The sequence below is a fragment of the Enterovibrio sp. QJM3NY_24 genome (genome assembly GCF_057786035.1).
This window is the reverse complement of the sequence record NZ_CM173519.1, coordinates 760,462-779,798: the sequence shown is the minus strand read 5'-3', so window position 1 is coordinate 779,798 and position 19,337 is coordinate 760,462. Positions and strand designations below refer to the sequence as shown.

Sequence of the window (19,337 nt, the reverse complement as noted above, 5' to 3'; positions counted from 1 at the left end):
TCATTGCGACGCCGTTTTTTGTGTCTCAAATACAATTCTCGCGCTCGAGCGAGACTTCAACTCATTGCACTGATTGCAGAAATAATTTGTCGCACCACACGCCTGCAGCTTTTCTAATTGCACGTCGCAAGTTTGACAATACCCCTGTTTTATAAAGACTTTATCGCAAGGTCCACAGTGATACGTGCCCTGTTCCCAACGCATTACCACACCACACTCTGGGCAGTTATTTTCCATACATCATTCCCCTTAGCTGTCCAAGTCGCACTTTTATACGCCCATATTTTCTGTATTCGTTTTACGCGCTATTCTAACTTAACGCTGAGATCTAACAGAACAGCCTCTCGCTGGATCCTATCAAGATCGTCTGATCGAGGTGTTTATGGGATCCGATCAGCGATCTACCCCTAAAAGAATATTTATCAATACAACTCCCGAAAGCATAAGTTACATGTTCTGTATTTGGATTTTAAGCGATATTAAACTCCAATAAATTTAAAAATCATCAAACTTATCAGTATTTAGTAAATACAAGTTGCTTTAGTAGCCGAGTAAAAAATCACCTTGGTGCCCTAGAACGATATTTCTCGCTTTCATGCCCCCGTAAATGTGACAAAGATCTATATTAGGCTGCAAAATAAGCAACAGATCACACATCGATAGTGTCAGATCATGCGAGTTTTAATCAAATAGACGCTAATGAATGGCGATACTATCCGCAGATTATCGGAAGAATATCGCCAATGTATAAATTACATGAACTGTCATTCAATCTTCATCGTTTCGGCTAATAGTAATCGGACTAAACTTTGCGCAGGAAAAATCAACAAGAGCAAGGAAGAGATTGCACTCAGTCGTTACGCGACTAATACCTAAGCAACCACAGGGTGCTTGTTCAGCAAGAATGACTGAATACTTGTTCCGGTTGGTATAAATGACAGGCATAAAAAAGCCGACCACTAAGGTCGGCTTTCTTCTTTTCACAGTATGATTACTTCTTACCGCGATGTTTTACCATATCCATCAATCGCTTACGTTGGCGAGACTGAGAGATAGTCAGGTTTTCTTTCTTGCCTTCAAATGGGTTTTCGCTGTTTTGGAACTGAATGCGAATTGGTGTACCCATGATTTTCAGTGATTTGCGGTAGTAGTTCATCAGGTAACGTTTGTACGCAGCGGGCAGCTCACGCACTTGGTTACCATGAATAACAATGATTGGTGGATTGTAACCGCCTGCGTGCGCATATTTCAGCTTCACACGACGTCCACGGATCATTGGTGGCTGGTGATCATCTTGAGCCATGCTCATGATTCGAGTCAGCATTGAAGTGCTAATACGCTTAGTCGCAGACTCATACGCTTCTTGAATTGACTCAAACAAGTGACCAACACCGGTTCCATGCAATGCAGAAATAAAGTGAATACGGGCGAAATCAACAAAGCCAAGACGACGATCAAGTTCTGACTTCACGCGGTCTTTCACATCATTGTCCAGACCATCCCATTTGTTCACGGCGATCACGATTGAACGGCCAGCGTTCAACGCAAAGCCCAACAAGCTTAGGTCTTGGTCTGAAATGTTTTCACGCGCATCAATCACCAATAACACAACGTTGGCATCTTCAATGGCTTTCAGCGTTTGAATAACAGAGAACTTCTCTACTTTTTCGTTCACACGCTTACGACGGCGAACACCGGCTGTATCAATGATCACGTATTCACGGCCATCACGCTCCATCGGAATGTAGATGGAATCACGTGTGGTACCAGGCATATCGAAGACCACGACACGGTCTTCGCCAAGAATACGGTTAGTCAGTGTCGATTTACCCACGTTTGGACGACCAATGATACTGAACTTGATCGGACGATTACGCAGACGCTCTAGCGCCGATTCCGCATCTTCCTCAGTCAGCTCTTTGTCTTCGTCTTCAAAGTCTTGCTCGCCAGTTAAATCAACCAAGCCTTCCTCGTCAGCTTCTTGTTCAGCCAGCGATTCTGCAAACGGTTTTAATGCACGGTCAATCAAACCAAGTACACCACGTCCATGCGCCGCAGCGATTTGGAACATGTTGCTCATGCCTAACTGCCAGAATTCCGCACTGGCAGCATCAGCATCAATACCGTCGACTTTGTTCACCACAAGGAAGGTTGTCTTTTCACGGCTGCGAAGATGCTGCGCAATCGCTTCATCTGCAACCGTCAGGCCTGCGCGGCCATCAACCATGAACAACACGACATCCGCTTCTTCAATCGCCGCCAGTGACTGCTCAGCCATTTTGGTTTCAACACCTTCTTCGGTACCGTCGATACCACCAGTGTCCACCACAATGAACTCATGCTCACCCAGCATGGCTTTTCCGTATTTACGATCCCTGGTCAAACCCGGAAAATCGGCCACCAGCGCATCGCGCGTCCTTGTCAGCCGGTTAAAGAGTGTCGACTTCCCCACATTTGGACGCCCAACAAGGGCTACTACAGGAATCATACTGACCTCTTAAAATCTCATATTCATTAATAACAGCGGCTCCTGAACCTTAGGGTCCAGGAGCCGAATAATTTATAAACGCTTGATGTTACTGCGTTTGCTTTTTACTAATACGACCATCGCGCGTGATAACAATATACGCGTCATCCGCTTTTATTGGCGCTACCGCAATGCCGCTGTCATCCAGTTGTTGTTGAGCGACAAATTCACCCGTTGTTGGGTCAAGCCAATGCAGATAACCTTCCGCATCTCCCACCACAACATAACCAGAAATGGCGACTGGAGCTGTTAGCTGGCGATATTCAAGATCGCGATTTTGCCAAAGCTCTGTACCACTGCGTGCATCAACGGCGACAACATGGTCTTTATCGGTGACAAGGAACAAATAGCTGCCCACCACCAAGAAATCCGTTGTTGAACTGTAGGTGCGCTTCCATGCTGGTCTTCCTGAACGCAAATCAATTGCCACTAGCTGACCATTGTAACCAACGGCGTAAAGTAGCGAACCTGAAATCACCGGCGTTGCATCAACATCGACCAAACGATCGATTTCTGTTGCACCTTTAGGGCTTGCCACAGTTTGCTGCCAAATGATGTTACCGTTTTCGATGAAAGCGGCACCTAAGCGACCATTTGCCATTCCCCAGAACACACCACCAGAGATAGCAACCGGTGAGCTATCACCACGTAACGTCAGATTGGGAACATCGGTAGAAATACGCCAGCGCTCTTCACCGGATTCAGCATCAAAGGCTGCCAATTCACCGCGACTCGTATTTACCACAATCAGGCTTTCGTCCGCTAGTGGTTTCGACAAGATTTCACCACCCGCGTTAATACGCCAAACCAGATCTCCGGTTTCTTCATCCAGTGCAATCAGTTCACCTGTTTCGGTGCCCAGATACAACTTACTGTACGATGCCGTAATACCACCGGAGATTAACGCAGGCTTTTCTTCACTTAAGTTAACCGTCCACAGCGTTTTTCCTGTTTCACCGTCAATGGCTTTTACTTCACCACCACGATCCGCTGCATACACTTTGCCATATTCGTAAGCTGGGGTGAGGTTACTATAATAGCGCCCAACACCATCACCGACGTTAGATGACCAAAATGACTCGGGCGTAAAGGTATTCTCAACCACAGGCACAGGTGCCATGACAATCGAATCTTCTTCACCGGCACAACCAATAAGCAGTGTTCCAAGCAAGGCTACTGCACTAACACGTTTCCATCCCTTGCGCATCATACTCAAACCTTACTGAGGCAGGTTGTCCAGTTTCATTTGAACAACAGGATTAGACGCGGCGGCAATGGATGCTGCGTACGCTGAACGCGCCGCATTAGTATCGCCTTTACGCAATTCAATATCACCACGAAGCTCTTCAACCTGTGGTTTCCAGCTGTCGCCAGTCACACCATCTAGCTCTTTTAACGCAGCATCAAAGTTACCTTGCTGTGCTTCAATACGTGCTAGACGCACAGTTGCCGTTGCTTTCAAGGCATCATCTTTTGCGGTTTTAACCGAACGTAGTTGCTCAGCCGCTTTAGCCAAATCGCCAGCTTCCACAAAGGACTTCGCCAATTGCAGTTCCACTAACGCCGTGTAAGCACCGTCATGAGACTGAAGAAATGCTGTTGCTTTCTCTTGGGCTTCAGCATCACCCGCGGCCAACGCACCGACCACTTGCATGTAAGCTTCTGATGCCTGTTCACGGCTCGTTTCTTGCTCTGACTGGTAATAGCGCCATCCATAAAGACCGCCCAAACCAATCACTGCGCCGAGGAAAATGGCTTTGCCATTTTCCCGCCACCACGACTTAATTGCTTCGACTTGCTGTTCTTCTGTGGTGTAGACGTCCACGATTTGTCCTCTCTTAAACTAGTTGAGCCAGTTTTTCGGCTACATCATCCTGAGTAATGGTCAGCTGCTCGCCACCTTTAAGATCTTTATAAGTCACGACTTTGTTTGCCACTTCATCTTCACCGAGTACCAGTGCGACCGATGCGCCCACTTTATCCGCACGTTTAAATTGCTTCTTAAAGTTGCCACCACCGAAGTGAGTCATAACACGAAGACCCGGTACGCGTTCACGTAGGAGCTCCGCCAATTGCATACCTGCAGCTAATGTACCTTCACCCGCAGTGACCATGTAAACATCAACAGCAGGTCGGGTTTCATGTAGCTCCAGTGTTTCCATCAGCAGTACCAGACGCTCGACACCCATAGCAAAACCAACGGCTGGCGTTGCTTTACCACCCAGCTGTTCCACTAAGCCATCATAACGACCGCCACCACACACGGTACCCTGAGAGCCTAAGCTTTCAGTGATCCACTCGAAAACGGTACGGTTGTAGTAATCAAGACCGCGAACCAATTTCTCGTTAACTGTGTATTGGATGCCTGCAGCGTCCAACAGTTCACACAGACCTGCAAAATGTTGTTTTGATTCATCATCTAGGTACGCAGATAGCTTAGGTGCATCCGTTAGTACCGCTTGAATTTCTGGATTTTTAGAATCGAGAACACGCAATGGATTGGTGTGCATACGACGTTTGCAATCTTCATCCAAAACCGCCTCATGTTGCATCAAGAAGTCGACCAGCGCTTCACGGTAATCTGCACGCGCTTCTGGCGAGCCAATGGAGTTAAGCTCTAAACGAACATGCTCATGAATACCCAACTCACGCCACAGGCGGGCTGTCATCATGATCAACTCTGCGTCAACATCAGGGCCATTCAGGCCAAAGACTTCAACACCAAACTGGTGGAACTGACGGTAACGACCTTTCTGAGGACGCTCATGACGGAACATTGGACCCATGTACCACAGGCGTTGTTCTTGGTTATACAGCAGACCGTTTTCAATACCCGCACGGACACAGCTTGCGGTTCCTTCTGGACGCAAGGTTAGGCTGTCGCCATTGCGATCCTCAAAGGTGTACATCTCTTTTTCAACCACATCGGTGACTTCACCGATAGCACGACAAAACAGATTGGTCATTTCGACGATCGGCATACGCACTTCGCTGTAGCCGTACGCGCTGATCACGTCTTTAACTGTACCCTCAACTTTTTGCCAAAGTGGGGTTTGTGTTGGGAGGCAATCGTTCATGCCTCGAATCGCTTGAATTGTTTTCGCCACGTTTACTCTCGAAACCGATCTTTTATATTCTGTCTTGAAGCAAGCCGTTTGGCTTACTCCTGCGTGTTTACGTCAATGCGGTTGTTCTCATCCAGCATTGAAGCTTTAGCCCGGATCTTCGCTTCCAGCTCATCGATCAGGTTGTCATTATCAAAACGTTCTTTCTGGCGAATCCCGTCGTCATAGTAAGCACTGCGCTTATTGCTTCCGGCCACACCAATATGAGAGACCTCAGCTTCGCCGGGACCGTTAACCACACAACCTATAATGGACACGTCCATCGGTATCACAACATCTTCCAGACGCTGCTCTAGCGCGTTAACGGTGCCAATCACATCAAACTCCTGGCGGGAGCATGTTGGACAAGCAATAAAGTTAACACCGCGCGAACGAATGCGCAGCGATTTCAATATATCAAAGCCAACTTTAATTTCTTCAATTGGATCCGCCGCAAGCGAGATACGCAGAGTATCACCGATACCTTCGCTCAGCAGCATACCTAAACCAACTGCCGATTTCACGGCACCCGCGCGGGCGCCACCAGCTTCTGTAATACCCAGATGTAATGGCTGATCAATGCGTCTAGCCAATTGACGATAAGATTCTACTGCCAAGAAGACATCAGACGCTTTCACGCTCACTTTAAACTGGTCAAAGTTAAGGCGATCTAAAATATCAACATGGCGCATTGCCGATTCCACCAAAGCTTCTGGGGTTGGCTCGCCATATTTTTCTTGAATTTCACGTTCCAACGATCCGCCATTAACACCAATGCGGATTGGAATGTTTTTGTCACGAGCCGCATCAACCACAGATCGAATACGTTGCTCATTACCAATGTTACCTGGGTTGATACGAAGACAATCCACGCCATACTCGGCAACGCGCAAAGCAATGCGGTAATCGAAATGGATATCAGCAACCAACGCCATGTTAGTTTGCTCGCGGATCAGTTTGAATGCTTCCGCCGCTTCCATGGTCGGTACTGAAACACGAACAATATCTGCACCCACTTTTTCCAGTGCATTAATTTGAGCGACAGTCGCTGCGACGTCTGTGGTTCGAGTATTCGTCATTGACTGAACGGCAATTGGTGCGCCATCGCCGATTGGCACGTTGCCCACATAAATACGCGTTGACGGGCGACGCTTAATAGGAGATTCGGTATGCATTAGGTGTACTCTGAATTACTTCGGAAGGCTCAAACGGGCTACCCGTCCAGAAGGGTAACTACTTAAATCAACTTTGTCGCCATTGTAGACAAGGTTTACAGCAGCGGGTGCGCCAAGCACTACTTTAAACGGCGCTTGACCAGACAGATCTACGGTCTCGCCCGCAGACTTAATTCCGGTCAACAAACGCTTACCACTGGCATCTCGAATGTCTACCCAGCAATCCCCCTTAAACGACAAAGAAAGCGTAGGCGATTGATTAGCGGCTTCATTGCTGCTCGTCACGGCATTCGATGCGGTGGTCACAGGAGATGGTGTGTTGACCTCAGGGCTTGTTTCAACCTTTGGTTGAACATCAGCAGGAGCCGATGCCGTGATGCTATCTGTTTCGACAATCTCATCTTTTACGGCCATTTCAGGCACGACAACTCCAGCGGCACTCACTTCGGCCTCGGGTTCCACAGGCGAGATCAGGGTTGTCTCTGTTTCTGATATTTGTTCATTGTCATCGGCGCTACTCTCCGATTGAGTAAACGCGACAAAATCATCAGACAACGACATCAAGGGATCATTTTGTTGGTTCTGCCACCACCAAAATGTAGTGATGCCAACAACAACGGCCAAAATCACCCAAGTTAAACTCATGACGCGGCTGTCATGCTTATCAAGGCGCGTTTTACGAGAAAAACTCTGCATTTTCTGCGAAGATTCTTCCGATTGTGGCGTTGCTTGATAGCCGCGGAGCAAATCATCTGCGTTCAAGCCAAGGAGTTTGGCATAAGAGCGAATATAGCCACGAGTAAACGTAGCTATTTGTTTGTTATCACAACAATTTTCTTCCAAGTCTCGAATAACGGAAACACGAAGTCTTAGACGATCTGCGACGTCTTGTTCAGAAAGACCTAACGCCTCACGGGCTTGTTTTAGTATCTTCCCCGGTTGAGTAAACTCAACCTCTAACACTTGCTCTTCGTTTTGTTCAGTATTCATTCGCTAAGTACTGTCTATATTCGTTAGATTCAGGATATTGTCTGGCCAACAAATTGGCATATCTTGCCACTTCGCCAGGGCGTTCAGCTTTATGCTCCAGCTCAATGAGTGTGTAGAGAGAGCCCGCTCGATAACCGTACCGCTTATGAAATTTGAATAAGCGCAAACGTGCATCGTTGAACTGGTTATCTTTGACTTCCAGTCGCGCAAGCTGTACCGAAGATAAAGGTCGATTCGGTTCGTGATCGACAGCCTTGGCAAACCACAGCTTGGCATCCTCTGTTTTACCGGCTTTCAATGCACAGAGTGCCGCATTTTCAAAGCTTCCAGACAACTTGTAATAGTAAGGCTGTGCAATGGCCTTCGCAAATGCCTTTTGCGCTTCATCATAACGTTCTTGGCGACATAAAAAGACGCCATAGTTATTCTGAACGTCCCCGTTTTTTGGAGAGTAGCGAAGGGCCGTGATGTACTGTTCTTCTGCCTGTTCGAACTCTTCTACTTGCTGCAAATAGTGAGCAAAGGAGATCAAAGAACGGTAATACCTAGGGGCAAACTGCACTGCCATTTCGAGGTTTTCCCTCGCCCGCTCCCACTGGCCTGCATTCAAATAAGCAATACCCAATGCGATTCGGGATTCAGCAGCGTCAATACTATCAAACTTAACGTTACTTTGCTTATCCGTTACTGTGACACAGCCTGCTAATAATCCCATCAATAACAGTGTACTAAGCGTCCTTGCCATCATCCCATCCTATCAGTCTATGCGATCAGACTGATTTTACTGGGATTTGCTCCTCAACGTTCAGTCTGCTCTGCGTACGTTTGGTGCGGTCAATAACATCACCAACAAGCTGACCACATGCTGCATCTATATCATCGCCTCGAGTTTTGCGCACGGTGACCGTGTAATTGTATTCCATCAATGTTTTCATGAAACGGTCAATGCGAGAGTTACTTGGCTTCTTGTATGGTGACCCAGGATAAGGGTTAAAAGGAATCAAGTTTATCTTTGCAGGGGTATCTTTTAACAGCTCTGCGAGTTGACGCGCATGGTCCATATCATCATTAACATGATCCAGAAGCACATATTCAACAGTCACTCGACCACGGTTCGCATTTGACGATGCGATGTAACGACGAACTGATTCCAAAAACGTCGCAATGTTATAACGATCGTTGATCGGCATAATCTGGCTACGCAACTCATCATTAGGTGCATGCAATGAAATGGCCAATGCCACATCAATTTTGTCTGTCATCTGATCCAAACCAGAAACCACACCCGATGTGGATACGGTGACACGACGCTTAGAAAGGCCGAACCCCAGATCATCGAGCATCAGATTAAGTGACGGGATCAGGTTTTTCATGTTAAGCAGTGGTTCGCCCATGCCCATCATTACGATATTGGTGATAGGACGACGACCTGTGTCCTTCTCGATACCGATCTCTTTCGCTGCACGCCATACCTGACCGATAATTTCAGACACTTTCAGGTTACGGTTGAAGCCTTGTTGAGCGGTCGAGCAGAATTTGCAGTCAAGCGCACAGCCTACTTGTGAAGAAACACATAACGTTGCGCGGTCTTCATCAGGGATATAAACGGTCTCTACGTCTTGGTTGCCGACACGCATTACCCATTTGATGGTGCCATCACTTGAATGCTTTGCAAGCGTAACTTCTGGCGCGCGGATTTCGCATTTCGCTTTTAGTTTTTCACGAAGCTTTTTATTGATGTTGTTCATCTGATCGAAATCATCAACACCAAAATGGTACATCCACTTCATGATCTGATCAGCACGAAACGCCTTTTCGCCTAACTCGTCAGCGAAAAACGCTCGCATTGCTTGCCGATCAAAATCCAGTAGATTGATTTTTTCCGTTGTCATCAGATTGCCTCGTGAAACAGGTTATATACGGGTTGATAAGGGGCTTACAGCCTTAAATCAAGGCGCGAAATTGTACAGTCTTTGTGATCTGGATTCCACCTGTTACTTGTAGGCTTATTATATGCCAAAAATAAAAAAGGGAGCGCAAGCTCCCTTTTTCCTGTTCCTTCACAGTAGATTACGCTTTGCGAGGGCAAATCTCATCACTGGCGAAAAAATAGGCTATTTCACGTTCTGCAGAAGCCGGGGCGTCAGAACCGTGTACCGAGTTAAAACGCATGCTAACGGCATAATCTGCACGTAGTGTGCCGCATGCTGCTTCTTCAGGGTTGGTTTTGCCCATCAACTCTCGGTAATTTGCGATTGCATTTTCGCCTTCTAGAACCTGCACCATCACAGGGCCAGACGTCATAAATTCAACCAGATCATCAAAGAAAGGTTTGCCTTCATGCTCTGCGTAAAAGCCTTGCGCTTTTTCTTTGTTCAGGTGAAGCATTTTGGCTGCGACAACTCGCAGTCCAGCGGCTTCAATACGCTGATAGATAGCGCCAATCAGATTGCGTTCAACGGCGTCGGGCTTCACGATTGAAAAAGTGCGCTCAATAGTCATTCTATCTTCCTTATTATATTTTCAGACAGCAGGTAGAAAACGAGCTATCTGCTTGTAATGTCAAAGGTAGCCTACCAGAGCACAATGTCAGACCCTAGACTGACATTGCGGAACCGTTAACTGTGTTGATAATTCAAGGGAACTTTTGTTTGAATTATCGTGACGATTCATCCATCAAAATACGGGACAGGGACTTCACGCCCATGCCTGTTGCGCCTACGGCCCACTTATCGCTAGCGCCTTTACGGTACGTACCTGAACAATCCAAGTGAATCCAACCGTTTTTGTAATCATCCACGAAATAGGACAAGAACGCCGCTGCGGTACTGGCACCTGGTGAATATTGCCCTGCTCCTACGTTAGCGAGGTCTGCAAAACTTGACGGCAACATGTTGCGATGAAAATCTGCCACTGGCAGTTGCCACATGCCTTCGTTTTCCGCATCCGCCGCTGATAAGCAGCGTTGTGCCAATGATTGGTCAAAGCTAAACAGTGCGTGGTAGTCATTCCCCAGCGCCATTTTCGCCGAGCCTGTCAGTGTTGCACAATCAATCGTGAGGGCGGGTTTGAATTGGTTGGCATACAATAGGCCATCAGCCAGCACCAAACGCCCTTCAGCGTCAGAGTTGAGCACTTCAACCGTCACGCCGTTTTTGTAGGTAATGATGTCACCTAGTTTATAGGCGTTACTCGAAATCATGTTCTCAGCGCAGCAAAGGATCAGCTTCACACGCTTGTTCAGGCCTTGAGCGATAGCCAGACCCAAACCACCCGTGGCCATCGCTGCGCCGCCCATGTCTGCTTTCATTGCATCCATGAAGCTAGATTGCTTGATGCTGTAACCACCCGAATCAAAGGTAATGCCTTTGCCAATAATACAGGCAAACACTTCCGCGTTTTCATCACCCGTTGGGTTGTAATCCAGTTGCAGCATAGCAGGCTTGCGGGCAGAGCCACGGCCTACCGTATGAACACCGACCCAACCATGCTCAAGTAAATCTGCGCCAGACACTATTTTGTAGCTAACATTCTCAGGGCTCGGCGCTTGTGATTTGATGAATTCGCCAGCACGCACAGCCAGTTGCTGTGGACCCACTTCTTCTGCCGTCTCGTTGATAACCTGACACACCCAATCAATCGCAGTGATACGGTCATTCAAGGCTTTCAGTGATTTTTGTTCGAGCGCTGGCGGCTCAAACTCAAAACCTGATTTCGGGCCACGAAGTCCCTGATAGAAAGCCCACGCGGTTTCAAGATCCCAGTTATCACCCATCAGGCTGACTTTGCGAATGCCTTGTGACTCGAGCTTGCGCGCGGCTTGTTGTACAGGAGAAAGGGTATCTTCCCCAGTAGCGTGAACGGTGGCGCCATCTTGGCCAAAAGAAACAACGGCATTGGCGCCCCAAACATCTGCAGCAGATTCATGGGATAGCGCGATACGCATTTTGTCGGTCATGCTGAACTCCTTTTTCAACTCGCGTTGCCAATCTCGGGCAAGGCGTTTCTATTTTTTTGACTGATTATATTTTTTATTTTACGCCACTTGTATGACGTTTTTATCAGATAAAACAAAGCGGGCATTAGCCCGCTTCAATATGATCAATGTGCCTGCATTAAACGACTAACACAAGGGCTATACCCAAAGATTAATCCATTTCGTCCATCCAGCACAGGATGATCGCCTCCAATATTTTCTCATTGGAGTGATTAGGGTCATCAGAGAAGTCTTCCAGCTCCATCACCCAACGGTGCAGATCAGTAAAACGCACTGCTTTAGGGTCAGTTTCCGGAAATTTTTCTACAAGCTCAATCGCGATGTCGCGAGAGTCAATCCATTTTAAGCTCATTGTTCTGCTCCCTAGGGTTGAATTAGTGGTGCTCTGACGCGTGATTTAAGGTGTAGCGAGGTACTTCTACCACTAAATCTTTATCAGCCACTTTAGCCTGACAACCCAAACGTGATTCAGGCTCAAGACCCCATGCTTTATCAAGCATATCGTCTTCCAGCTCCTCACTTTCATTCAGAGAGTCAAAACCTTCACGAATGATCACATGACACGTAGTACATGCACACGATTTCTCACAAGCATGTTCAATCGCGATACCGTTACGCAGCGCTACATCCAGCACTGTCTCTCCAGTTTTCGCTTCCAACACCGCCCCTTCCGGACATAGATCCTGGTGTGGCAGAACAACAATCTTTGGCATGTTTAAACCTCATCAATGGAATGGCCAGCCAGTGCTTCGCGGATGGATTTATCCATACGACGCGATGCAAATTCCTGACTCGCTTTGTCTGTATCTTTAATACCTTGCTCAATGGCAGCGGCATCGTCGCCGTTACGCAGCGCAATCAGTGCTTCAATCGCTTGCACCAAGGCTTTCTGTTCTATGTCTGTCAGCAATACTTGCGCATCAGCTTGAATGGCAACCAGCAGACCTTCGATCACGCGATCAGCTTCAACCCGCTGTTCGGCAAGGTAGCGAGCATCTTTGTCATCTTGCGCGTGAGTAAACGATGATTTGATCATGTTAACCACTTCATCATCACTCAAACCATAAGATGGCTTAACCTGAATCGATGACTGCACTTGCGTGCTTTTCTCCATCGCTGTGACAGAAAGCAAACCATCAGCATCCACTTGGTACGTCACGCGAACATGCGCAGCACCCGCAGTCATTGGCGGAATACCTTTCAAGGTGAAATTGGCGAGTGATCGGCAATCATCGACCATCTCACGCTCACCTTGCACCACATGCACTTTCATGCCAGTTTGACCGTCTTTAAACGTGGTGAACTCTTGAGCGCGCGCAACAGGAATGGTGGTATTGCGTGGAATGATTTTTTCCACCAAACCGCCCATGGTTTCAATGCCTAACGACAGAGGGATAACATCCAGCAGCAACATTTCGCCATCCGGCTTGTTGCCCACCAAAATATCAGCCTGAGTCGCTGCACCCAGCGCAACCACTTTGTCGGGATCAATACTGGTTAGTGGTGTGCGGTTAAAAAATTCGCCCACTTGTTCGCGAACCAAAGGAACACGCGTTGAACCGCCGACCATCACCACTTCTAGTACTTCATCAGTGCTGACACCAGCGTCTTTTAATGCACGGCGACAAGAAAGTAAGGTTTTCTTAACCAATGCGCCAATTAAATCATCAAACTGCGCACGAGTCAGTGAGCCTTTCCAACCCAGCACATCAATGTCAGTGCTGGCGTTGTCACTCAATGCCACTTTTGTAGCCGTCGCCACATTGTGTAGTCGACGACGATCATCGCCAGACAATTCGGCAAAGCCTGCTTGCTCAGCAATCCAATCTGCGACTAAGTGGTCAAAATCATCCCCACCTAACGCAGAATCACCGCCAGTCGCCAACACTTCAAACACGCCTTTAGACAGTCGAAGAATGGAGATATCAAAAGTGCCACCGCCCAAATCATAAACCGCTATCACACCTTCTTGGCCTGAATCTAGACCATAAGCAATCGCTGCAGCCGTGGGTTCATTGAGAAGGCGAAGAACGTTAAGACCTGCCAGTTTGGCAGCATCTTTCGTGCCCGCACGCTGCGCATCATCAAAGTAGGCAGGAACGGTAATCACCACGCCTTCAAGCTCACCACCTAATGACGCTTCCGCTCGTGCATTCACAGCACGCAATATATCGGCAGAAACTTCAATCGGGTTTTTTGCGCCTAAACGGGTATTGATCAGTGGTAAGCCATTTTCTGACGCAGACAGCTGGTAAGGCAGATGCGAATAGCGTGATTGAACGTCAGAGAGTGAGCGTCCCATCATGCGTTTAATAGAAATGATGGTATTGGCGCTGTCTGTTTCAGACATCGCCTGTGCGTCATAACCCACAGTGACGGTGTCGCCATAATGCACCACTGATGGGATCAGTGATCGGCCATCCAGATCATCAAGGGGTGTTGAGGTGCCGCTGCGAACTGATGCCACAAGCGTATTGGTTGTCCCGAGGTCGATACCCACTGCGAGCTTATGCTCATGCGGTGCAGCACTTTGACCAGGTTCTGCAATTTGTAACAGTGCCATGTTGGTTCCTGTAGCCTGATCTGCCACTGCGCCGTGAATTAACCCAGCAGCCGATCTTCGATTCGTTCGATTTCTTGCTTGAGTTTGACTAAGAATTTGAGCTTACGTACCGTCACTGCCGCATCTGGCCAATGCTGAGTCTTGAGTTGTTCTATCAGTTCACTCAGCAGCGCTTGATGAAGTGTCGATACCTGCTTCTCAAAGTCAAACAACAATACATCCGGCTCATCACTATCTGCAATCTCTTCGAGCTCTTCACGCAGTTCCATTTGCTGCATTAAAAACTCAGGATCCTGCATTGTCTGCTGTTCGTCGCGCAGTTCTAGCCCATTCAGTGAAAGGAGGTATTCCGCGCGGCGAACGGGGTCGCGTAGCGTCTGATAGGCATCGTTGATTTGCGCCGCTTTCTGAACAGCTAGCAGGCGCTCTTGAGCTGAGGCCGTAGCAAATTTGTCCGGGTGAAAACGTCGTTGGAGTTCGCGATACTGCGAAGAAAGAGAGCTACCATCCAGTTCAAACTCAGATGATAGCCCGAATAGTTCGAAATGATTCATGTCATCTCACGTGTTAAACGTTAAAGCTTTCGCCGCAACCACACTCACTGTTTACGTTAGGGTTGTTGAATTGAAAGCCTTCATTCAGGCCTTCTTTTGCAAAGTCGAGCTCCGTACCTTCAAGATACAACATACTCTTGCTATCAACGATCACTTTCACGCCGTCATACTCAAACACTTGGTCTTCTTCTTGGAGTTCGTCAACGAACTCCAAAACATAAGCCATGCCTGAACAACCAGAGGTACGAACACCTAAACGTAGTCCGATGCCTTTACCTCGGCTTTCAAGAAAAGTGCGGACACGTGATGCCGCTGCGTCTGTCATAGTAATGGCCATAAGTACAACAACCCTTCTTACGTATTAAGCTTCGTGCTTTTTCTTGTAATCGCTAACAGCGGCTTTGATTGCGTCTTCCGCCAGAATTGAGCAGTGAACTTTCACTGGTGGCAATTCCAACTCTTCAGCAATTTCGGCGTTCTTGATAGAAGCCGCTTCGTCCAGAGATTTGCCTTTAACCCATTCTGTTACCAGAGAGCTAGATGCAATCGCAGAACCACAACCGTAAGTCTTGAACTTCGCATCTTCGATGATGCCTTGATCGTTCACTTTGATTTGTAGCTTCATCACATCGCCACACGCGGGTGCGCCAACCATGCCACTACCCACATTTGGGTCGTTTTTATCAAAGCCACCCACGTTACGTGGATTTTCATAGTGATCGATTACTTTTTCGCTGTAAGCCATGATCTATTCCTCAATATCCTTTGACCGATTAGTGATGTGCCCACTCAACGGTGTTTAAATCAATACCTTCTTTGTACATGTCCCAAAGAGGTGACATTTCACGAAGCTTGGTAACCGCTTTCAGTACCTGCTCAATCGCGTAGTCCACTTCTTCTTCCGTGGTAAAACGACCGAATGAGAAACGAATTGAGCTGTGTGCCAATTCATCGTTCAGGCCTAGAGCGCGCAGAACATAAGACGGTTCAAGGCTTGCAGATGTACATGCGGAACCTGAAGAAACAGCCAAATCTTTCAGTGCCATCAGCAGTGACTCACCTTCTACAAAGGCAAAGCTCACATTTAAGTTGGCAGCAACACGCTGTTCCAAATCACCGTTTACGTAAACGGCTTCTAAATCTTTTACGCCATCAAGGAAACGGTTACGCAATGCCAGTGAGTGTGCTTGATCTTTTTCAAGCTCTTCTTTTGCAATACGGAACGCTTCACCCATGCCCACGATTTGGTGGGTCGGTAGCGTACCTGAGCGCATACCGCGCTCGTGACCACCACCGTGCATTTGTGCTTCTAGACGAATACGTGGCTTACGGCGTACATACAATGCGCCGATACCTTTAGGGCCGTAGGCTTTGTGTGCACTCATCGATACCAAATCAACTTTGATTTCTTGCGTATCGAGTGGCAATTTGCCAACAGATTGCGCGGCATCAACGTGGAAAACCACTTTACGATCACGACATAATTCGCCGATGGCTGCGATGTCTTGAATGACGCCAATTTCATTGTTCACATGCATGATAGAAACAAGAATGGTGTCTTCGCGAATCGCGTCAGCCAGTTTGTTCAAATCAACAATGCCGTTTGACTCAGGCTCAAGGTACGTGACTTCAAAACCTTCACGCTCTAGTTGACGGCAAGGGTCCAAAACCGCTTTGTGCTCAGTTTTGCACGTAATAATGTGCTTACCTTTTTTGCCGTAAAAATGCGCAATACCTTTGATTGCCAAATTGTCTGATTCTGTTGCACCTGACGTGAAGACAATTTCACGTGGGTCAGCATTCAGATAGTTCGCAATGTTTTCACGTGCAGTATCAACCGCTTCTTCCGCTTGCCAACCGAAACGGTGCGAGCGAGATGCTGGGTTACCGAACACGCCATCCAGTGTCAGGTGTTGCATCATTAATTCTGCAACACGCGGATCTACTGGGCATGTTGCTGAATAGTCAAAATAAATTGGCAATTTCATTTGTGTCTCCAAGTACTCCGGCACGACTCATTACGAGCGAAAATTCACACCCATAGTGACTGAGTTTTCACTGCCACTGGAGTTTAAACCGTGTCTAACAATAGTGGTTGACTCACGAGTTGAGTCTTGACGCCCGGCGACCTGCTTGACTTCGTTGTCTTGCATGAGTTCGCCAAGCGTTATGTCATTTAAAAAGCTGCTAATACGCGAGCTTAAATCACGCCAAAGCGTGTGTGTCAGGCAGCGTGTTCCGCCTTGGCAGTCGCCTTTACCTTGACACTTAGTTGCATCTACCGATTCATCCACCGCCGCGATAACCATACCAACTGCGATTTCATTTGCGCTAACACCTAGGCGGTAACCACCACCAGGGCCGCGAACACTAGACACAAGTCCAGCTTTGCGAAGACGCGAGAAAAGCTGCTCAAGATATGACAAAGAGATACCTTGACGCTCAGAAATGTCAGCCAGAGGCACGGGCCCCATTTCGGAGTGCAGCGCGACATCAAGCATCGCTGTAACGGCATATCTGCCTTTAGAAGTCAGTCTCATAACATCCTACCTGTGAGCGAGTAATGCAATGAGTCTGACATACCCGACTAAAACGGTCAAGTATTTAACCTACCATTTTAGTCAAGCTTTTAGCCCTAACTAAAAAGCGGTTATTCTTGTGTCTTTTTGATTGTTTTTTCAACAGCAGAAAGCACACCACGCAATATATTTAGCTCCTGACTTTCAGGGCGCGCGCGATTAAACAGACGACGCAGTTTAGTCATCACCAAGCCTGGGTGTGATTTATTGATGAAGTCTGTTTTATCCAACACCTGCTCAAGGTGCGCATAGAAACGCTCTAAATCTTCAGCCATTGGATAAGGTTGTTCTTTCACTTCCCCTTGATAGGCTTGGCTGTCTAGCCATGCCATACGCGCTTCGTAACAAAGGGTTTGCACAGCCATCGCAAGGTTAAGCGAGCTGTATTCAGGATTGGCGGGGATCGCCACATGGAAATGACAAGCTTGAAGCTCTTCATTGGTTAATCCAGTGCGTTCTCGACCGAAGACCAAAGCGACAGGATGTTGGCTTGCTTCTTCAATGGCTTTTTTACCGCACTCGCGAGAATCCAACATTGGCCATTCAAGAGTTCGGCTTCGCGCACTTGTGCCAACGACCAAACCACAGTCTGCGACGGCTTCTTCAATGGTATTTACAATGCGCGCATTGTTGGCAATATCGCTTGCACCCGCAGCGAGCGCGATAGCTTGACCGTCTACTGTGCAGTCGGGAGCAACGAGCACCATGTTTTTTAGCCCCATCACTTTCATGGCTCGGGCAGCCGAGCCAATGTTGCCAGAGTGGGTGGTGCCAATCAGTACAATTCGAATATTATCTAACATTTAGCGATCACTGAATTACGTCGGGGAATTCAACCCAAACGACCACCAAATGGCGTTTGAGCATTGAGCCGCGCGATTCTACCACACTGGTATTTGTTTTACCCTTTTTACACTACAGTACGAAAATGGGTGCGCAAAAATTCACCACTTCCCTTTTGGCCCAGCTCTGATATACTCGCCGCCGCTTTCCGTTCTTTAACATCCGTTGGGAAAATTGTATGCATCCAATGCTAAACATTGCCATTCGCGCTGCGCGAAAGGCTGGCGACTTTATCGCTAAATCTGCTGAAAACCCTGATAACGTAGAAGCCACTCAAAAAGGCACTAATGACTTCGTTACCAATATCGATACTTCTGCTGAGCACATTATTATCGATGTAATCAAGAAATCTTACCCTGACCACAGCATCGTTTCTGAAGAAGCGGGCGTGATTAAAGGGAAAGATGCTGATTACCAATGGATCATCGACCCACTGGATGGCACGTCAAACTTCATTAAAGGTATTCCTCACTTCTCAGTCTCTATTGCACTACGCATTAAAGGCCGTACTGAAGTCGCTTGTGTTTACGATCCAGTCCGTAATGAGTTGTTCTCTGCTCAGCGCGGTTCAGGCGCACAGCTAAACAGCAAACGTCTTCGCGTGAGCAGCCCTAAAGATTTGAATGGTACGATTCTGGCGACAGGTTTCCCTTATAAAGCGAAGCAACACTCAGAAGGCTTTATGAAAGTCGTTAGCGCACTGTTTGTTGATTGTGCTGACTTCCGTCGTACCGGCTCAGCAGCACTAGACCTTTGTTATGTTGCAGCTGCTCGCTTTGACGGTTTCTTCGAGCTTGGCTTGAAACCTTGGGACATGGCAGCAGGTGAGCTGATCGCACGTGAAGCGGGTGCACTTTGCACAGATTTCGCAGGTGGTACTGATTACATGCAAACCGGCAACATTATTTCTGCTAGCCCGAAAGTACTGAAAGGTATGCTGGCGAAAGTTCGCGATAACGCGAACGAAGCAATGAAGAAATAAGATTGTTCTGAATTAAAAAACGG

Annotated in this window: 21 protein-coding genes; 1 reads left to right on the top strand and 20 read right to left on the bottom strand. The window is 47.6% G+C overall.

Annotated features, from left to right (window positions below; translation table 11 throughout):
* The 20 genes from AC3CIC_RS03320 to trmJ all read right to left on the bottom strand — a co-directional run bounded on the left by AC3CIC_RS03320 (position 1) and on the right by trmJ (position 18,292).
* A complete protein-coding gene (locus AC3CIC_RS03320) occupies positions 1 to 237 on the bottom strand; it encodes a zinc ribbon domain-containing protein (protein ID WP_488515355.1) in 237 nt (78 codons plus the stop codon).
* Between the two features lie 754 nt (positions 238 to 991).
* Positions 992 to 2,488 (bottom strand): ribosome biogenesis GTPase Der, encoded by a 1,497-nt coding sequence (der, locus tag AC3CIC_RS03315; RefSeq protein ID WP_017004668.1) that lies wholly within the window; start codon positions 2,486 to 2,488, stop codon positions 992 to 994.
* An 88-nt stretch (positions 2,489 to 2,576) separates the two neighbouring features.
* Positions 2,577 to 3,737, bottom strand: coding sequence for an outer membrane protein assembly factor BamB (bamB, locus tag AC3CIC_RS03310; RefSeq protein ID WP_016960902.1), 1,161 nt, complete (start codon positions 3,735 to 3,737; stop codon positions 2,577 to 2,579).
* Positions 3,738 to 3,746: 9 nt separating this feature from the next.
* The gene (locus AC3CIC_RS03305) at positions 3,747 to 4,352 is read right to left on the bottom strand and encodes a YfgM family protein (RefSeq protein WP_488515354.1); all 606 of its coding nucleotides are present in this window, start codon (positions 4,350 to 4,352) and stop codon (positions 3,747 to 3,749) included.
* Between the two features lie 13 nt (positions 4,353 to 4,365).
* Complete coding sequence (gene hisS / locus AC3CIC_RS03300) at positions 4,366 to 5,634, bottom strand: histidine--tRNA ligase (protein WP_017005871.1); 1,269 nt, start codon at positions 5,632 to 5,634, stop codon at positions 4,366 to 4,368.
* A gap of 53 nt (positions 5,635 to 5,687) precedes the next feature.
* On the bottom strand, positions 5,688 to 6,806 hold the full coding sequence (gene ispG, locus AC3CIC_RS03295; RefSeq protein ID WP_016960896.1) for a flavodoxin-dependent (E)-4-hydroxy-3-methylbut-2-enyl-diphosphate synthase: 1,119 nt from the start codon (positions 6,804 to 6,806) through the stop codon (positions 5,688 to 5,690).
* Between the two features lie 15 nt (positions 6,807 to 6,821).
* Positions 6,822 to 7,796: a cytoskeleton protein RodZ gene (rodZ, locus tag AC3CIC_RS03290; RefSeq protein ID WP_488515353.1), complete on the bottom strand. Its 975-nt coding sequence runs from the start codon at positions 7,794 to 7,796 to the stop codon at positions 6,822 to 6,824.
* On the bottom strand, positions 7,786 to 8,541 hold the full coding sequence (gene pilW / locus AC3CIC_RS03285) for a type IV pilus biogenesis/stability protein PilW (protein WP_488515352.1): 756 nt from the start codon (positions 8,539 to 8,541) through the stop codon (positions 7,786 to 7,788). The genes rodZ and pilW overlap by 11 nt, the downstream gene beginning before the upstream one ends.
* A 25-nt stretch (positions 8,542 to 8,566) precedes the next feature.
* Entirely contained in the window at positions 8,567 to 9,688 is a 1,122-nt protein-coding gene (rlmN, locus tag AC3CIC_RS03280) for a dual-specificity RNA methyltransferase RlmN (protein ID WP_016960893.1), read from the bottom strand.
* Positions 9,689 to 9,866: 178 nt separating this feature from the next.
* The gene (gene ndk, locus AC3CIC_RS03275) at positions 9,867 to 10,298 is read right to left on the bottom strand and encodes a nucleoside-diphosphate kinase (RefSeq protein WP_016960892.1); all 432 of its coding nucleotides are present in this window, start codon (positions 10,296 to 10,298) and stop codon (positions 9,867 to 9,869) included.
* A gap of 154 nt (positions 10,299 to 10,452) precedes the next feature.
* Complete coding sequence (gene pepB, locus AC3CIC_RS03270; RefSeq protein WP_016960891.1) at positions 10,453 to 11,754, bottom strand: aminopeptidase PepB; 1,302 nt, start codon at positions 11,752 to 11,754, stop codon at positions 10,453 to 10,455.
* Positions 11,755 to 11,944: 190 nt separating this feature from the next.
* Entirely contained in the window at positions 11,945 to 12,145 is a 201-nt protein-coding gene (gene iscX / locus AC3CIC_RS03265) for a Fe-S cluster assembly protein IscX (protein ID WP_016960890.1), read from the bottom strand.
* A 22-nt stretch (positions 12,146 to 12,167) separates the two neighbouring features.
* Positions 12,168 to 12,506, bottom strand: a complete 339-nt coding sequence (fdx, locus tag AC3CIC_RS03260) for an ISC system 2Fe-2S type ferredoxin (protein WP_016960889.1) — start codon at positions 12,504 to 12,506, stop codon at positions 12,168 to 12,170.
* Positions 12,507 to 12,508: 2 nt separating this feature from the next.
* Positions 12,509 to 14,356 (bottom strand): Fe-S protein assembly chaperone HscA, encoded by a 1,848-nt coding sequence (hscA, locus tag AC3CIC_RS03255; RefSeq protein WP_488515351.1) that lies wholly within the window; start codon positions 14,354 to 14,356, stop codon positions 12,509 to 12,511.
* Positions 14,357 to 14,394: 38 nt separating this feature from the next.
* On the bottom strand, positions 14,395 to 14,910 hold the full coding sequence (hscB, locus tag AC3CIC_RS03250; RefSeq protein WP_488515350.1) for a co-chaperone HscB: 516 nt from the start codon (positions 14,908 to 14,910) through the stop codon (positions 14,395 to 14,397).
* A 13-nt stretch (positions 14,911 to 14,923) separates the two neighbouring features.
* Positions 14,924 to 15,247, bottom strand: coding sequence for an iron-sulfur cluster assembly protein IscA (iscA, locus tag AC3CIC_RS03245; protein WP_017004663.1), 324 nt, complete (start codon positions 15,245 to 15,247; stop codon positions 14,924 to 14,926).
* A 24-nt stretch (positions 15,248 to 15,271) separates the two neighbouring features.
* Positions 15,272 to 15,655 carry a Fe-S cluster assembly scaffold IscU gene (iscU, locus tag AC3CIC_RS03240; RefSeq protein ID WP_016960885.1) on the bottom strand — a complete coding sequence of 128 codons (384 nt, stop codon included), beginning with the start codon at positions 15,653 to 15,655 and terminating at the stop codon, positions 15,272 to 15,274.
* Positions 15,656 to 15,683: 28 nt separating this feature from the next.
* Entirely contained in the window at positions 15,684 to 16,898 is a 1,215-nt protein-coding gene (locus tag AC3CIC_RS03235; RefSeq protein ID WP_016960884.1) for an IscS subfamily cysteine desulfurase, read from the bottom strand.
* A gap of 30 nt (positions 16,899 to 16,928) precedes the next feature.
* On the bottom strand, positions 16,929 to 17,450 hold the full coding sequence (gene iscR / locus AC3CIC_RS03230) for a Fe-S cluster assembly transcriptional regulator IscR (protein WP_016960883.1): 522 nt from the start codon (positions 17,448 to 17,450) through the stop codon (positions 16,929 to 16,931).
* A gap of 110 nt (positions 17,451 to 17,560) precedes the next feature.
* Positions 17,561 to 18,292, bottom strand: coding sequence for a tRNA (cytosine(32)/uridine(32)-2'-O)-methyltransferase TrmJ (trmJ, locus tag AC3CIC_RS03225; protein WP_016960882.1), 732 nt, complete (start codon positions 18,290 to 18,292; stop codon positions 17,561 to 17,563).
* Between the two features lie 218 nt (positions 18,293 to 18,510).
* On the opposite strand from trmJ, the gene suhB reads away from it, so the two are divergent.
* Positions 18,511 to 19,314, top strand: coding sequence for an inositol-1-monophosphatase (suhB, locus tag AC3CIC_RS03220; protein WP_016960881.1), 804 nt, complete (start codon positions 18,511 to 18,513; stop codon positions 19,312 to 19,314).
* The last annotated feature ends 23 nt before the right edge of the window (positions 19,315 to 19,337 follow it).

Coding starts and splice junctions, on each gene's coding strand:
- iscA (WP_017004663.1), bottom strand. CDS start 15,247: ATGGCCATTACTATGACAGACGCAGCGGCATCACGTGTCCGCACTTTT.
- pepB (WP_016960891.1), bottom strand. CDS start 11,754: ATGACCGACAAAATGCGTATCGCGCTATCCCATGAATCTGCTGCAGAT.
- iscX (WP_016960890.1), bottom strand. CDS start 12,145: ATGAGCTTAAAATGGATTGACTCTCGCGACATCGCGATTGAGCTTGTA.
- hscB (WP_488515350.1), bottom strand. CDS start 14,910: ATGAATCATTTCGAACTATTCGGGCTATCATCTGAGTTTGAACTGGAT.
- suhB (WP_016960881.1), top strand. CDS start 18,511: ATGCATCCAATGCTAAACATTGCCATTCGCGCTGCGCGAAAGGCTGGC.
- der (WP_017004668.1), bottom strand. CDS start 2,488: ATGATTCCTGTAGTAGCCCTTGTTGGGCGTCCAAATGTGGGGAAGTCG.
- hscA (WP_488515351.1), bottom strand. CDS start 14,356: ATGGCACTGTTACAAATTGCAGAACCTGGTCAAAGTGCTGCACCGCAT.
- rodZ (WP_488515353.1), bottom strand. CDS start 7,796: ATGAATACTGAACAAAACGAAGAGCAAGTGTTAGAGGTTGAGTTTACT.
- iscU (WP_016960885.1), bottom strand. CDS start 15,655: ATGGCTTACAGCGAAAAAGTAATCGATCACTATGAAAATCCACGTAAC.
- ispG (WP_016960896.1), bottom strand. CDS start 6,806: ATGCATACCGAATCTCCTATTAAGCGTCGCCCGTCAACGCGTATTTAT.
- pilW (WP_488515352.1), bottom strand. CDS start 8,541: ATGGCAAGGACGCTTAGTACACTGTTATTGATGGGATTATTAGCAGGC.
- rlmN (WP_016960893.1), bottom strand. CDS start 9,688: ATGACAACGGAAAAAATCAATCTACTGGATTTTGATCGGCAAGCAATG.
- fdx (WP_016960889.1), bottom strand. CDS start 12,506: ATGCCAAAGATTGTTGTTCTGCCACACCAGGATCTATGTCCGGAAGGG.
- AC3CIC_RS03235 (WP_016960884.1), bottom strand. CDS start 16,898: ATGAAATTGCCAATTTATTTTGACTATTCAGCAACATGCCCAGTAGAT.
- AC3CIC_RS03320 (WP_488515355.1), bottom strand. CDS start 237: ATGGAAAATAACTGCCCAGAGTGTGGTGTGGTAATGCGTTGGGAACAG.
- bamB (WP_016960902.1), bottom strand. CDS start 3,737: ATGATGCGCAAGGGATGGAAACGTGTTAGTGCAGTAGCCTTGCTTGGA.
- ndk (WP_016960892.1), bottom strand. CDS start 10,298: ATGACTATTGAGCGCACTTTTTCAATCGTGAAGCCCGACGCCGTTGAA.
- trmJ (WP_016960882.1), bottom strand. CDS start 18,292: ATGTTAGATAATATTCGAATTGTACTGATTGGCACCACCCACTCTGGC.
- iscR (WP_016960883.1), bottom strand. CDS start 17,450: ATGAGACTGACTTCTAAAGGCAGATATGCCGTTACAGCGATGCTTGAT.